The following is a 14,874-nucleotide window of genomic DNA, read 5'->3' as shown; positions in this document are numbered from 1 at the left end:
GTTGCCTGTGGCGGCGCGGGTATCCGTGACGCCTTTTGACGCCCCGAGGACACCATGCCCAACACTTCCCAGACCGCTTCAAGCGGGTTCACCTTGTTTCCGCGCCTGTCAGGAGCTGCGGTCGCAGGTATCTTGATCGCGATCTTTTTGATGGCGTTTCTGATCCTGCCAGTGGCGCAGGTAATCTATGTAGCCTTTCTGGAGGCGCGGACCGGTAGCTTTACACTGCAGAACTTTCAGGACTTTTTCAGCACGACGCTGTTTCGTGAAAGCTTTGTTAACTCGTTTTACGTCTCGCTGATGTCGGTGGTCGTGGCGACGGTGATCGCGCTGCCTCTTGCCTATATCACCACACGCTTCAACTTTGGGGGTGCGGCGGTAATTCAGGCGCTGGGGGTGATCCCGCTGATCATGCCTCCCTTTGTCGGGGCGGTGGCGATGTCGCTGCTATTTGGGCGCAACGGCTCGATCAACTTGCTGCTGAACCAGTATTTGGGCTTTCGCATTCCGTTCATGGAGGGGCTGAACGGCGTCATTCTGGTCCAGTCGATCCATTACTTTCCGTTCATCTTGATCAACCTGTCGGCAAGCCTGCGCAATATCGACCGCTCAATGGAAGAGGCGGCGCAAAACCTTGGCTCGTATGGGATGCGGATGTTCCGGCGTATCGTCTTTCCCCTGGCGATGCCTGGCTATCTGGCCGGGGCGGCGCTGGTCTTTATCAAGGTGTTTGACGATCTGGGCACGCCACTGCTGCTGAACGTGAACAACATGCTGGCTCCGCAGGCCTATCTGCGCATCACCGGGGTCGGCATCAATGATCCGATGGGCTATGTGATCTCGTTCATTCTGGTGGCGTTCTCGGTCTTTTCGCTTTGGGTGTCCTTTCTGTTCATGCGGGGCAAGGACTATGCAACCGTGCAAAAGGGTGGTGGTGGCCTGTCCCGCAGGGATCTGAAACCGCGCGAGAAATGGCTGGCATGGGGCGTGATCCTGCTGATCCTGGCCATGGTCCTGTCGCCCCATATCGGGCTGCTTTTGCTGGCATTCGGGACGATCTGGTCATTCTCGCCGCTGCCAGACGGGTTCACCGTGCAGCATTTTGGCACGATTTTTACCCAGTCATCACAATATGTCTGGAACACGCTTGTCTATGCCGGATCGGCGGCCGTGGTCGACGTCGTTCTGGGAACTGCCATCGCCTATATCGTGATCCGCACCGGGCTGCCGGGACGCAAATGGCTGGATTACATGGCAACCGCTGCGCTGGCCGTGCCTGGGGTGGTGCTGGGGATCGGATATTTGCGCATGTTCCACGGCATCCAGCTGCCTTTCGGGTTGGGCCAGATGTCCAGTTTCTGGGGGATCATCATTGTGGCGCTGGCCGTGCGGCGCCTGCCTTATGCGTTGAGGGCCTGTATGGCGGCACTGCAGCAGGTCGCGCTGTCGCTTGAAGAGGCTGCCGAAAGCCTTGGCGCCTCACGCTCAAGCACTATCCGCCGTATCGTGGTGCCGCTGATGACCGGGGGCATCCTTGCCGGGTTCGTCACCAGTTTTGCCACAGCCGCGGTAGAGCTTTCGGCGACGATCATGCTGGTCGGACGATCCTCGGACGCGCCGCTGGCCTATGGCATCTATCTTTACATGCAATCGCCCGCCGGACGCGGTCCGGGGGCCGCGCTTGGTATCCTTGCCGTCGTGATCGTGGCGGTCGGCACCTACCTTTCGCAGCGCATCATTGAGCGCGAGCGTGCGCGCCAGACCATGACTGGCGATCAGCACTAGTTTCGGAGAAGCACAGATGACACAGACCAAAGCTGGCATCCGTATCGAGGATCTGCACCTGTCCTTCGGTGACACCAAGGTGCTGGAAGGTATCGACATGGTCATCGAACCGGGTGAGTTCTTTGCCTTTCTTGGCCCTTCGGGGTCGGGGAAATCGACTCTTTTACGGGCGATTGCAGGTTTTGGGCCCACGCCACGCGGACGCATCCTGATCGGTGATCGTGATATCGCAAACCTGCCACCGTGGAAGCGTAACGTCGGCATGGTGTTTCAGTCCTATGCGCTGTGGCCCCACATGTCGGTGCGCCGCAACGTAGCCTTTGGCCTGGAAGAACGCCGCCTGCCTGCACGCGAGATCGGCCCCAAGGTTGAGCGCGCGCTTGAGATTGTCGGCCTTTTGCATCTGGCTGACCGGATGCCCGCCCAGCTTTCAGGCGGGCAGCAGCAGCGCGTCGCACTGGCACGCACCATCGCCATCGAACCACAGGTTCTGCTGCTGGATGAACCGCTCTCGAACCTTGACGCTGCGCTGCGGGTTCAGATGCGGCGCGAGTTGCTGGCCTTGCAGCGCAAACTGGGCCTGACGACGATTTTCGTCACCCACGATCAGGAAGAGGCGAACACCACTTCTGACCGGATGGCGGTCCTTGATAAGGGGGTGATCCAGCAGATCGGCACTCCGCAACATTTGTATGACCAGCCGGCCAATGCCTTTGTTGCAGGGTTCCTTGGTACCGCGAATATCCTGAAAGGCGCCCTGCAGGGGGCAGAATTCGTGACGGCGGGTGGCCAGCACCTGCCCGTAGCAGCCATGGTCAAGGGCGCGAACTGCATCGTCCTGCGTCCCCAGAATATCCACATCAGCATGTCGGATGGCACGATTGCGGGCAGGGTCGCGCATCGCGAGTTTCTGGGCAGCCAGATCCGCTATCTGGTAGATACGGCGGACGGCAAGATTATCGTCGATACGCTGCACTCTTCCGGTCGGCCACCTTATGACGAGGGCGCGCCCGTGTCGCTGGCGATCGACAGCCAGAACGCGCCCTTGCTGGTAGCCTGATCCATGGCCGAGCTTTGGTTCATCCGCCATTTCCGTACGCCATGGAATGCTCAGGGCCGTCTGCAAGGCCGACGGGATATCGCCTTGGAGGACCCGCTGAGCCTGCAGGGTATGGCGGTGCTGGCTGCAAACCGTCAGGCTTTGGCAGGACGGGATTTCGCTTTGGTCCTGACCTCTCCGCTGGAGCGGGCGCGCCGCACGGCCGAACTGCACGGCTTTGCCGCCGAGCCTGACCCCGACCTGGCCGAGATCGCATTTGGAGCGTGGGAAGGGCGCACCTGGGCCGAACTGGAGGCCGCCCATCCGGGTGCTTGGGAAAATGCGCCACACACCTTGCCGCTGGGCGAGCCGTTTTCCGATTTCATCGCCCGGATCACGCGGGTGCGCGAGCGGGTGTTGGCGGCCTCCGGGCCAGTCCTGGCTTTTGGCCATGGCGCATGGCTCGGTGGTTTGCAGCTGGCCGTTGACGGCGGAAAGGGAATGCCCCGTCAGGCGCTTGGCAACGGAGAGCTGGTCAGACTGGACCTGACAGCCGTGCGGCAGGTTCAGGAGGGGTAGCAGATTGATGGGCCTGGCCCAGGCAAAGGCGCCCAGTGGCTCAGGCCAAGCCCTTGACGCTGCGCCCTACAGCGGGTGATCCTGCATCTCCTGTGCGACCCCGGCATCGACCGGGGTTTCATAGGTCATCAGAATATAACCCAGAACCGAATAAAAGCCGACGGTGGCGATCAGGTCGATCACCGCCTTGCGCCCCAGAGTCTGGGCCAGCTCTGCCTCAAGCGGCGCTGGCAGGCGGCGCTGTTCGAACAGCGCATCTACCGCTGCGGCGATCAGCCCATCCTCACCATCGGGTCTGTTGTCGTTTTCGCCGCGCATGCCCAGAATGCGCTGATCCGGCATCCCAAGTGCGCGGGCGCGGCTGACGTGATGAGCCCATTCATAATCCGATCCCATGCGATGCGCGGCCCGCAGGATCACCAGCTCTGAGCGGATCGGCCCCAGAGCGGTATCCTTGACGATATGCTGGCGCAGCGGTGCCCAGGCCCGCAACAGTGCGGGGTGATGGGCCATGGTGCGATAGACGTTCAACGCTCCGGCAAAGCCTTCGCGCAGGTCAAGGATTTCGGCGGGCCAGTCGGCATCCGACAGCGGAGGGCAGGGCGAAGTCATGGAAAGCTCCGGGTCAGGGAAAGTATTTGGCATAGATATGGGGCGCACGGTCGGCCCATATGCCGGTAAAGCCCCGATAGCGGGCGATTTGGGCAAGGTCGACTTCGACCCTCAGCACATCCTCGCCATCATGGTCCAATGCGCCCAGCACGGCACCATCGGGTGCGAGTGCGCAGGAGCGGCCGAAAAACCGCTGTCCGCCATGGCTGCCACAGCGGTTGCAACTTAGAAAAAAGACGCCGTTTTCGGTTGCCCGGGTATAGGCCCGGTGCAGAAATAGCGCCTCATCCGCGACTGGCGTATCTTCGGCACCAAAAGAGGCCCAGACCGAGGTGACTATCCCCGCGCCCTGCATGGCCATGATGCGGGTGATTTCAGGAAAGCGGATGTCGTAGCAGATCTGCATGCCAAGCCGGGTTTCACCAAAAGCGTGGGTATGGATCTGGTCGCCGCCAGTGAAATACAGCTTTTCGTTCTGCCACTGGTGGATCTTGGCATAGCAGCCCAGAACACCCGAAGGCCCGATCAGCAACGAGCAATTGCGCATGACGCCCGCGCGTATAGGGTCGCGCATCCCCATACCTATAACGATATGCGTGTCATGCTGCTGCGCTGCCTCGGCCAGTGCTGCGATCTCGGGCCCATCGGGTGCGGCGCAGGCGTGATAAAGCGCGCCGGCATAATCTGCGGCCGGGATGGTCATGGGTCCGCCCGGCACCATTGGCTCGACATAGCCGGTGTTGACAAGTTCGGGGAACAGGATCAGTTGCGCGCCGTGCCCCGCCTCGGCGGCGATATGGTCGTGGACCTTGCGCAGGTTCCGGGTGGGGTCCAGTGTTGTCACGTCCATCTGGACAAGACTTGCGGTGATCATGTCAGCACCTCCAGCCGGCGTCCTGCGGCAAAATCCCAGTCCCGGCCAGGCGCTGCCGCGATCAGGCTGCGGGTGTAATCATGGCGCGGATGGGCCAGCACCTCGGCCGCGGGGCCATGTTCCACCACCGCACCGCGGCGCATTACCATCACCTCATCACAGATCTGTGCTGCGACACGCAGGTCATGGGTGATGAACAGGATGGCAAGATTACGTTTGGCCTGCAAATCTGCAAGCAGCTCCAGCACCTGCGCCTGTACCGAGACATCCAGCGCGGACACCGCTTCGTCAGCGACGATAACCTCGGGGTCCATCATCAGTGCCCGGGCAATGGCGATGCGCTGGCGCTGGCCGCCCGAAAACTGATGTGGAAAGCGTTGCAGGCTGGTACGAGGCAACCCTACGACCTCGATCAGCTCGCCCGCGCGGCCAAGAGCTGAGGCGCGGCTTTCGCCCAGGTTCAGCGGCCCCTCGATCATGCTTTCGGCGATGCGCAGCCGCGGGTTCAAAGAGCGGTTGGGATCTTGGAACACCATCTGCACCCGGCGCCGCGCCGAGGCCAACGCTTTGCCCGCGCGCAGGCGGGCGATATCCTGACCATCAATGCGGATTTCGCCGGCGCTGGGATCCTCTAGCCGCAGAACGCAGCGCGCGACGGTGGACTTGCCTGAACCGCTTTCGCCGACGATGCCCAGTGTTCGCCCCTGCGCCAGGCGAAAGCTGACACGGTTTACCGCATGGACGCGATGCGGGGCGCGACCCATAAGTTGACCGGCCAGCGAACCTATCTGGAACACCTTTTCCAGCGCGTTGACCTCGATCGCTGGGGTGCCGGTTACCTCGGGGCGCGGCTTGCGCGGTGTCAAAGAGGGCACAGCCCGCAAAAGCGCCTGCGTATAGAGCTGCGTCGGGCGGCTTAGCACCTCTTCGACCGTGCCGGATTCGACCATTTCGCCATGACGCATGACGCAGACGCGATCAGCAATATCGGCGACTACGCCCATGTCATGGGTGATGAACAGAACGGCAGTATTCTGCTGTTCCTGCAATTCGCGGATCAGCGTCAGGATCTGCTTTTGGGTCGTTACATCCAGCGCCGTGGTCGGTTCATCCGCGATCAGCAGCCTGGGTTTGAGAGCCAGTGCCATGGCGATCATCACCCGCTGGCGCTGACCGCCCGACAGCTGGTGCGGATAGCTGTCATAGATGCGTGGGGGATCGGGCAGATGCACCGAGGCAAAAACCTCAAGCGCCGCTTGCCTGCGTTCGGCCGGGCTCATGCGGCGGTGCGCGCGATACACCTCGTCCATTTGCAGACCGATTTTCAGCACCGGGTTCAGTGCCGTCATCGGTTCCTGAAAGATCATCGCCATATCCGATCCGCGCAACGTCTTGGTTCGCGCGGGGGTGGCGGTCAGGATCTCTTCACCGTTCAGTTTGACCGACCCTGAGGTCGCGCACAGCTCGCCCTGTGGCAGCAGATCCATCGTCACCAGAGAGGTCACGGATTTGCCCGATCCGGATTCCCCCACAAGGCAGACCGTCTCGCCCGGTGCGATGTCAAAGCCGACGCCCTTGAGAATCTCGACGGGCTCGCGACCGCAGGTCGATACGCGCAGGTCGCGGATCGACAAGACCGGCGGGGCAGCAGTGGTGTGATCAGCCATCACTCGGCCCTCCCTTTCATCTTTGGATCAAGGCGGTCGCGCAATGCATCGCCCAAGAGATTGATCGACAGGATGCACAGCGACAGCACGATGGCTGGCCAGAATACCAGCCAGGGTCGCATGGCAAAGTAAAGCCGCCCTTCGGCCATGATATTGCCCCAGGTCGGGGTTTCGGTGCCAATACCTACGCCAAGAAAAGACAGCGCTGCCTCGGTCAGGATAGCCGAGGCGTAGATATAGGTTGCCTGCACGATCAGTGGTGCAATGGTCGCAGGCAACAGGTGGCGAAGGATCAGGCGCGGAGCGGGTGTGCCAAGCAGCTGGGCAGCCTCGACATAAGGTTCGGCACGGGCGGCCAGCACGCGTGAGCGGACCAGCCGCACCACCTGCGGGATTTCGGGGATCATGATGGCGATGATGACTGTAACCAGCCCCGCCTTGGTCAGCGCGACAATGGCGATGGCCAGCAGGATACCGGGAATGGCCATCATCCCGTCCATCAGCCGCATCAGCACCGCGTCAATGCCGCGAAACCACCCGGCCAGCAGCCCCAGCGGCAGGCCGATCAGGATCGCACCTGCCGCGACGCCCGCACCGACCACCAGCGAGACGCGGGCGCCATATATGATCCGGGAATAAAGGTCGCGGCCAAAGCTGTCGGTGCCCAGCCAGTAGGTTTCGGACGCCGGTTGCAGACGCATGGCGGCATTGATCCGTGTCGGATCGAAATTGGCAAGCTGTGGGGCAAGCACCGCCATGGCAAGTGCTGCGGCAAGGACCACCAGCGACAGGATGACGGTCCAATGCGGCAGGTTGCGGGCAAATCGGCGGCGCGGCAAAGCGGGGTAGGCGGGCGTCGTCATTGGTAGCGGATCCTTGGGTCGGTCAGCGCATATGAGACGTCGATCAGCAGGTTGATGACGACATAGGTTCCGGCGGTCAGCAGAATGATTGCCTGAATCAGCGGATAGTCCCGCGCCAGCACAGCATCGACCACAAGCCGGCCAAGACCGGGGACGTTGAATACCGTTTCGGTCACCACCACGCCCGAGATCATCATCGCAAACCCGGTTCCGACCACGGTCAGGATGGGGATTGCCGCGTTGCGCAGCGCGTGGCGAAACAGCACCACGCGTTCGGACAATCCCTTGGCGCGGGCGGTGCGGATATAATCTTCGCGCAGAACCTCAAGCATCGCCGCGCGGGTCATGCGTGACACAAGCGCGATATAGATCGAGGACAGCGCCAGCCCGGGCAGAAAGATGCGGTGCAGAAAGGGCCAGATCCCATCGGAAAGCGGCTTATAGCCCTGGACCGGAAACCACTTCAGATGCACTGCGAAAATCCCGATCAGCACATAGCCGATGACAAAGATCGGCACTGAAAATCCAAGGACTGACAGGGACATGACCAGCCGGTCCACCAGCCCGCCATGGCGGCGCGCAGCGGCGACGCCCAGAGGCAGCGAGATGATGACGGTCAGGATCATCGCCACCGTCGCAAGCGCCAGGGTCGGGCCGATACGCTGGCCGATCATTTCAAGCACCGGACGCTGTGAAATCAGCGAATTGCCAAAGTCGCCATGCAGCATATTGCCGATCCAGGTCGTGAACTGTGTGGTCAGCGGTGCATCAAGGCCAAGGCTGTCGCGGATAGCGGCTATCTGTTCGGGGCTGGCCTGATCGCCAGCGATGGCCTGGGCCGGGTCGCCCGGCGTCAGCCGCAGCAACAGAAACACGATCAGCGCGATCAGGAACATGACGGGCACCGCCATCAGCAGGCGGCGCAGCAGATAATAGAGCATGACGACCTCTCGTAAAGCGTCGGCGCGCGGGATGGACCCGCGTGGGGACTGGCTTATTCAGGCTTTTTCACGCCCCAGAAGAGGGTGATCGGCCCGGGTTGCAGCTCGGTGATGCTGTTTCGCCATGCCGCGACCGACTGGAACTCTCCGGCATTGTAGTAAAAGCCCTGATCATAGGCGATCTGCTGGATTTCCGAGGCGATGCGCTTTTGCTCATCCAGTTCGGTGGCGACCAGATACTGTTCGCGCAGGGTCTCGATTTCGGGGCTGACCGGCCAGCCCGCCCAGGCGTTGTCGCTGCCCGACCCGTCCAGCATGGCATGCACCAGAGGGTTCCAGATCCCGGTCACGCCCCAATAGGTAAACAGCATGTTCCAGCCGCCCTCGGCCGCGGGCTGCCAACCGTTCTTGCGTGATTGCAGCGTGGCCCAGTCCATCGAGGCGATCTCGACTGTGAAACCTGCCTCGCGCAGGCGTTCGGCGGCGACGATGGGCTGGGTGGACAGGATGGTCAGGTCCGTCGGCTGCATCATCAGCACCGGCGTTCCGTCATAGCCCGAGCTTTTGAGGATTTCTTGTGCCTTGGCCATCCGCTCTTCTGGGCTGCCGGTCAGGTATTGCGAGCCGGCATCCGAGGCCAGAGGCACCCCGCACCCGTAGTCCGAGGCGCAAAGCGTGTAATATTCCGGATTGCCGATGGCGGTCTGCATCAGCTGCTCCTGATCCAGTGCATACATGGCGGCGCGGCGGACCTCGGCATTGTCAAAGGGCGGCAGGCGGTGGTTGAAGCGGCCCGTCACCTGATTGCCCAGCGGGTTGATGACGCCGTATGCCACCTCGTCATTCATCTGCAGCAAAGGCAGCAGATCAATGGTCACCTGCTCGATCAGGTCGATATCGCCTGATTGCAGCGCGTTGATCGAGGTCTGCATGTCGGGCATCGCCTTCCACACCACCTTGTCGATATTCACGACCTTGCCGCCGGCAGTCCAGCTGGCCGGCTCAGAGCGCGGCTGATAGTCCTCGTTTCTGACATAGACGGCCTGATCGCCGGGCCGGTACTCTTCGGCGACGAATTTGAACGGGCCCGAACCGATCATTTCGGCCACTTGCTCGCCCGCCGGGGTCTCGGCCAGACGTTTTGGCATCATAAAGGGTGGCACGGGTGAGGGTTTGGCCAGCAGGTCCAGCACATGCCCAAAGGGCCGGTCCAGCTTCAGGACCAGCACCCTGTCCGAAGTCGCCTCTATCGAGGCGACATATTCCATCATCTTGCGTCCGGCCGGATCGTTTGCCGCCCAGCGTTTCAACGAGGCTGCGCAATCCTCGGCCGTGACCGGGGTGCCGTCATGCCAGCTAAGTCCGTCGCGCAGGGTAAAGGTATAGGTCAGCCCGTCCTCTGATATCTGGTAGTCAGCCATCTGGGGCTGCGGTTTGTAATCCGCATCCATCCCCAGCAACGTGTCAAAGACCATGAACCCGTGCGTGCGCACGATCTGGGCCGTACTCAGATGCGGGTCCAGCGTGCGCAATGGTGCCTGCATCACCACATTCAGGACCGTCTCGGCCAAAGCCGGACCAGCCTGAAGAAACCCTGTCGCCATAGCGGCCCAGCCGAGGGCGCGAAGTCCCGAAATCGTCATCATACCTCTCCTGTTTCTGGTTTTTTTGTGATTTCCGGCAGTTCGCACCACGGCCATGCCCGGGTGACGTCCAGCCGGCGATAGGGGATCAGCCGCACATCCGCAGGGCCAAGGTCGGGGGTGTCGACCACCAGGATGCGTTCGGCCAAAGGTTCGTAAAAGTCGCGAAAATGCGTCTTGGAACGCAGCAGGATCACATCGTAATCCTGTGGCTGCTCGCCAAAGATGGCGAAAGGATCTCCGTCTACGGCAAAGGCGAAATGCGATGTGACCGAAATCCGCACCTGCCCGATCTGCAGCAGCGCGGTCAGGCCCAGATCGACGAAGCTGCCCTGCTGATAGCGGCCTGACACAGTAAAGCTTTTCTGGCCGGACCATAGCACGTCTGCTTCGGCATTGATCGGTCCGCCGGTCTCGGGCGCGCTTTTGCCGCCAAGACTGACCGGAATGCGTGCGCCGGCGCCCGCTGCATGAGCCTGTGCCGCCGTCTGTGGATCCAGCAGGAACGGCACCATGACCTTGCCGACATTCCGGTTCATTAAGGCGCGCAAAAGATGCGTGGAATCGTTCATCCGGTCTGCGTGCTCCAGCAGCACCACCGGTCTGCCTGTTGCAGGATGCGCGGCAAGATCTGCCATGGCCTCATCGACCGAGATCACCGGGACGGCCCCGGACAATTCACGCCGCAGCCCGTGCAGGCGGCGGGCGAAATGCAGGGCCCGGGCCTCGGCCGAGGCTTGCCCCTGCCAGTCAAGGCAGATGACCGACATGCCGGTGTTGGCGGCGTCCGCGTAAGAGAACCCGGCCATGACCGAGATGTCGCAATCATGCCTGGCCTCAGTTTCGCGTGCCTCAGCCATGACGGTCGCAAGCGGTTGCAGCGAGGTGGCCGACATGATCGACGGGATGACGATACCCGGACGCGCCACCGCAAGCCCGGGTCTTTGTCCGGTGCGGATCATGCGCAGCAGGGCGCGGGTGGCGCGCTTGCCGGTTTCGCCCATGTCGATATGCGGGGAATGGCGGTAAGCTACGGCGATATCGGCGCCTTGCAGCATCCGCGCGTCGATATTGCCGTGATAGTCCAGGGCGACAGCAACGGGCAGATCAGGCTGGGCGGCACGCAGGCTGTCGATGATATGACGTTCGACATCTGTATAGCTGTTGGCCCAGCAAGCGCCGTGGAGAAACAGGACGATCCCGTCAAGCGGTTCTGCCTTGGCGACCCCTTCTAGCAACTCATCGGTATAATGCGCCACAGCTTCGTCGCTTGCCGGACCCAGCGCGCCCAAAAGCGTATGGAACAGCGGCACAAGCTCGGCGCTTTCGGCGTCACAGACCCCGATGCAGCCGCCCGGAACGGTATTGGTGCCGCGAAACCTTACCAGGATCTCGGCACCGCGGGTACAGACGCGCTGGAACTCGGCCAGCTCGACCTGTTGCGGAACGCTGCTGACCGATTCAAGGTTGAAACCGGCAAAGGCGATGCGCGCTTGCATGACAACGCTACCCCGCGGTGGCGGCGGCGATGGCGCCGGCAAGACGGTCGATGATCTGGTCGATTTCCTCGGGCTGAATGATATAGGGCGGTGCCAGCAGCACATGATCGCCATGCACCCCGTCGATGGTGCCGCCCATCGGATAGCACATCAGCCCTCGCGCCATCGCCTCTTTCTTGACCCGGGCGTGAATGCGAAGGGTCGGATCGAAAGACGCCTTGCCGTCCTTGTCCGCGACAAGCTCGATTCCGCGAAACAGGCCTCGCCCCCGGATATCGCCGACATGGGGGGATTGACCTAATGTTGCGTCCAGGCCCGCTTGCAGGCGTTCGCCCATGGCCTGCACATGTTCCATCATTCCGGGGCGTGACAGGATCTCGACGACCTTATCGGCGGCGGCGGCCGCGACCGGGTGGCCGATATAGGTATGGCCGTGCTGAAACAGCCCCGAGCCATCGGCAAAGGCGCGATAGATCTGTTCGGACAGCATGACTGCGCCAATGGGTTGGTAACCACCCCCAAGCCCCTTGGCGATGGTGACAAGATCGGGGCGCACTTCCTCGGCCGTGCAAGCGAAAAGCGAGCCTGTACGCCCCATGCCGCACATCACCTCGTCAAGGATCAGCAGGACGCCATACCGGTCGCAGACCTCGCGGATCAGGCGGAAATAGCCGGGGACCGCCGGAACCGCGCCCATGGTCGCACCGACAACGGGCTCGGCGACGAAAGCGATGACCTGATCGGCCCCCAGCTCGATGATCTTGGCCTCTAGTTCCGCTGCCAACCGCTGGGCATAGGCGTCGGTCGTCTCGTCCGGGCGCTGGTCGCGATAGGCATAGCAGGGGGAAACGTGGTGCGTTTCGGGCAGGATGGGCTGGAATTGGGCACGGCGCCAGGCATTGCCACCAGCGGCGAGCGCCCCGATGGTATTGCCGTGATAGCTTTGGCGGCGGGCGATGATGTGGCGCCGCTGCGGCTGGCCGATCTCGACGAAATACTGGCGCGCCATCTTTAACGCTGCCTCGACCGCCTCGGAACCGCCCGAGACGGGATAGACATAATCCAGCCCCTCGGGAGCCAGTCTCACCAGCCGCTCGGCCAGCCGCTCGGCGACGTCGGTGGTGAAAAATGAGGTATGGGCATAGGCGATGTGGTCCATCTGGACCCGCATGGCCTCAAGCACCTCGGGATTGCCATGGCCCAGACTGCTTACCGCTGCTCCCCCGGAGCCGTCGATATAGCGACGCCCTTCGGCATCCTGAATATAGACGCCCTGTCCAGAGACGGCATGCGGCAGCGCCGCCGCAATCGAGCGGTGGAGTATTCTGGTCATTTATTTGCCCTGCTGATGAAGGGGAATCGCTCTCCCCCTCCTCCCTGATTCGTTTGTGCCAAAACTTATGGTATCAGGCAACAAATGTTTTATTTCTTCGTTGAAGAAACGTCTGTTGTAAACGAGCGCAGTATTTGGCGGCTTCTTGGTCGCGCTAATTGGCGGATCGTCAGATGGCGCGAAAGGGTGGGAGCGGAAATGCCGCTTTCATCAGCCAACTCTTCCAAGCGGAAGTTGTCGAACGACCTGCCAAATGCCGTCGATCAAGACATTGATCGTCGGCAAAGCTGCTATGGTAGCGCTACGCGCCCGCCCTTTGAGCCTCGTCCTGATGCTGGCTGGCGCGAAGTCGGCTCTCGTTCGCAAGAGCAGTTCTCACGGAAGGACCTTGCCTCCGATCATTTTGGCGACAGGGTTTCAATGATCCGGCAATCGGCGACGATGCCACACTCGCATTGGTCGATCATTCGGTCGAGTTCGGCCTTGAGCGCCATCAGATCAGTGATCTTCTTGTCGACCTCTGCACGATGTTCGCTAGCGATGGCATCAACTGCTGCGCAGGATTGTCCACGATTGTCGGAGAGGGCGAGAAGCGCTCTGATTTGGTCGAGTGAGAAGCCGAGGTCACGTGCCCGACGGATAAAACTCAGCCGGTTCAGATGATCCGGCTCATAGGCCCGATAGTTACCTTCGGTACGTGAGGGCTCGGGCAGTAGACCGTTCTTCTCGTAGAACCGGATCGTCTCAACCTTGGTACCGGTTTGCTTTGCAAGATGACCGATCGTCAGAATGGAAGAGTTCATTGCATGACCCTGTAGCAAATACAGGGTCACTGTAGGTTCGATGTCGATGTTTGTCGATCTTGACGCTATTGCGTCGCTCTGGCGCTCTCCACCTCTTCACGCACCAAATCGTAGAGTTGCTGCGGGCCGAAGGATTCCAGCGGCCTGCCATTGACGAAAAAGGTTGGTGTCTGACGGACGTTATTGCTCTGAACGTCCGCCAGGTCCTGCTCAAGAACGGCATCGATCTCGGCCGAGGACATCTCACGCCGTGCCTGCTCAACATCCAACCCCGCCGCCGCTACGATTTCCCAGGCTTTTTCGAGATCGGGTGCGTCATGCACGGCCCATTCCGGCTGTCGCGCCAGCAAGGCCTCCAGCACGGGTGCGTAGCGGCCCTGAAGACGGGCCGTTTCCACAATCCTGACGGCTTCGTCCGATCCCTCATGGAAGGGCGCGTATCGGATAACAAGTCGCGTCTCACTAGGGAAATTCGCCATGATCTGCTTAACGGCAGGATAGAAGGCTCGGCAAGCCTCACAGGACGGATCGAAGAATTCCACGATCGTCACCGGTGCATCCGCAGGGCCAATGATCGGTGAATGCGCCCTGACCAGCGCGTTCCCTTGCGCTGCTGCAACGGGCTGTGCCGAGTTGCCGCCGTAGCGGTCGTAGATAAAGGCACCGCCGGCAAAGACAATCAGTGCGACAAGGCCAGTGAGAAGTACGATGGACCGTCTGGTCATGTTGAACGCTTCCGGTGCGCGAGAAGGAGAAGAAGGGCGATGCTCAAGAAGGCGGCGAGCGATAGGTAAGGGAGCGGCAAAACGCCGAGGATTGTCATATCCGCGCTCGAACAGGATGGGCCGTCTTGTCCACATGGTTCGATGGCTGCGGGAATGATGCCCGCATAAAGCAGAGAGTGGAATGCCGCGATCGCCGCGCCAAGGGCAGCCAATGGAAGTCCGTACCAAGAAACGCCGGCATCGTCTCTAAAGCTAGCAACGGCCAGGATGATCGCCAGCGGGAACATGAAAGCGCGCTGATGCCAGCACAGATTGCACGGCGTCTGCCCCATGATCTCGCCAATGAACAAAGCGCCGAGCGAGGCGGCAAGCGCGATGAGCCATGCCAGAAACACGAACGCCCAGCTATTGGCAGTCGTGCCCGCCCCGGTGGTCATAGCACTCGCTTTCGCATCATTCTGTTTCGCTCCAATCAAGCTTACATATGGAGCATATCTGCACCCTATACCCA

At 61.4% G+C, this 14,874-nt stretch carries 14 protein-coding genes; 3 read left to right on the top strand and 11 right to left on the bottom strand.

All coding sequences use genetic code 11. The features are described 5' to 3' along the window. Window positions 1-54: 54 nt before the first annotated feature. The 3 genes from F8A10_RS13635 to F8A10_RS13625 are packed head-to-tail and all read left to right on the top strand — an operon-like array spanning window position 55 to window position 3,403. Entirely contained in the window at window positions 55-1,785 is a 1,731-nt protein-coding gene (locus F8A10_RS13635; protein WP_010394373.1) for an ABC transporter permease, read from the top strand. A gap of 16 nt (window positions 1,786-1,801) precedes the next feature. Continuing rightward, a complete protein-coding gene (locus F8A10_RS13630) occupies window positions 1,802-2,845 on the top strand; it encodes an ABC transporter ATP-binding protein (protein ID WP_152367591.1) in 1,044 nt (347 codons plus the stop codon). A gap of 3 nt (window positions 2,846-2,848) precedes the next feature. Then, window positions 2,849-3,403: a histidine phosphatase family protein gene (locus F8A10_RS13625; protein ID WP_152367590.1), complete on the top strand. Its 555-nt coding sequence runs from the start codon at window positions 2,849-2,851 to the stop codon at window positions 3,401-3,403. Window positions 3,404-3,469: 66 nt separating this feature from the next. On the opposite strand, the gene F8A10_RS13620 is transcribed toward F8A10_RS13625, so the two are convergent. The 11 genes from F8A10_RS13620 to F8A10_RS13570 all read right to left on the bottom strand — a co-directional run bounded on the left by F8A10_RS13620 (window position 3,470) and on the right by F8A10_RS13570 (window position 14,800). Beyond that, window positions 3,470-4,015 (bottom strand): carboxymuconolactone decarboxylase family protein, encoded by a 546-nt coding sequence (locus F8A10_RS13620; protein WP_010394381.1) that lies wholly within the window; start codon window positions 4,013-4,015, stop codon window positions 3,470-3,472. Window positions 4,016-4,028: 13 nt separating this feature from the next. After that, window positions 4,029-4,889 carry a carbon-nitrogen hydrolase family protein gene (locus F8A10_RS13615; RefSeq protein ID WP_152367589.1) on the bottom strand — a complete coding sequence of 287 codons (861 nt, stop codon included), beginning with the start codon at window positions 4,887-4,889 and terminating at the stop codon, window positions 4,029-4,031. Then, window positions 4,886-6,556: an ABC transporter ATP-binding protein gene (locus tag F8A10_RS13610; protein WP_152367588.1), complete on the bottom strand. Its 1,671-nt coding sequence runs from the start codon at window positions 6,554-6,556 to the stop codon at window positions 4,886-4,888. Before F8A10_RS13610 ends, F8A10_RS13615 begins: the two co-directional genes overlap by 4 nt. Continuing rightward, window positions 6,556-7,419 carry an ABC transporter permease gene (locus F8A10_RS13605; protein ID WP_010394384.1) on the bottom strand — a complete coding sequence of 288 codons (864 nt, stop codon included), beginning with the start codon at window positions 7,417-7,419 and terminating at the stop codon, window positions 6,556-6,558. The genes F8A10_RS13610 and F8A10_RS13605 overlap by 1 nt, the downstream gene beginning before the upstream one ends. Continuing rightward, a complete protein-coding gene (locus tag F8A10_RS13600) occupies window positions 7,416-8,360 on the bottom strand; it encodes an ABC transporter permease (RefSeq protein WP_010394385.1) in 945 nt (314 codons plus the stop codon). Before F8A10_RS13600 ends, F8A10_RS13605 begins: the two co-directional genes overlap by 4 nt. Before the next feature lie 53 nt (window positions 8,361-8,413). Further along, window positions 8,414-10,006, bottom strand: a complete 1,593-nt coding sequence (locus tag F8A10_RS13595) for an ABC transporter substrate-binding protein (protein WP_227493505.1) — start codon at window positions 10,004-10,006, stop codon at window positions 8,414-8,416. Next, a complete protein-coding gene (locus tag F8A10_RS13590) occupies window positions 10,003-11,502 on the bottom strand; it encodes a M81 family metallopeptidase (protein WP_152367586.1) in 1,500 nt (499 codons plus the stop codon). Before F8A10_RS13590 ends, F8A10_RS13595 begins: the two co-directional genes overlap by 4 nt. A gap of 7 nt (window positions 11,503-11,509) precedes the next feature. Beyond that, window positions 11,510-12,835 carry an aspartate aminotransferase family protein gene (locus F8A10_RS13585; protein ID WP_152367585.1) on the bottom strand — a complete coding sequence of 442 codons (1,326 nt, stop codon included), beginning with the start codon at window positions 12,833-12,835 and terminating at the stop codon, window positions 11,510-11,512. A gap of 398 nt (window positions 12,836-13,233) precedes the next feature. After that, entirely contained in the window at window positions 13,234-13,638 is a 405-nt protein-coding gene (locus F8A10_RS13580) for a MerR family transcriptional regulator (RefSeq protein WP_152367584.1), read from the bottom strand. A 65-nt stretch (window positions 13,639-13,703) separates the two neighbouring features. Beyond that, entirely contained in the window at window positions 13,704-14,363 is a 660-nt protein-coding gene (locus F8A10_RS13575) for a DsbA family protein (protein ID WP_152367583.1), read from the bottom strand. Next, a complete protein-coding gene (locus tag F8A10_RS13570) occupies window positions 14,360-14,800 on the bottom strand; it encodes a disulfide bond formation protein B (RefSeq protein WP_152367582.1) in 441 nt (146 codons plus the stop codon). The genes F8A10_RS13575 and F8A10_RS13570 overlap by 4 nt, the downstream gene beginning before the upstream one ends. Window positions 14,801-14,874 lie beyond the last annotated feature (74 nt).

Source organism: Paracoccus kondratievae, assembly GCF_009301415.1.
Lineage (GTDB): Bacteria > Pseudomonadota > Alphaproteobacteria > Rhodobacterales > Rhodobacteraceae > Paracoccus > Paracoccus kondratievae.
Note: the sequence above shows the minus strand (reverse complement) of the source record. Positions and strands in the feature narration are given on the sequence as shown.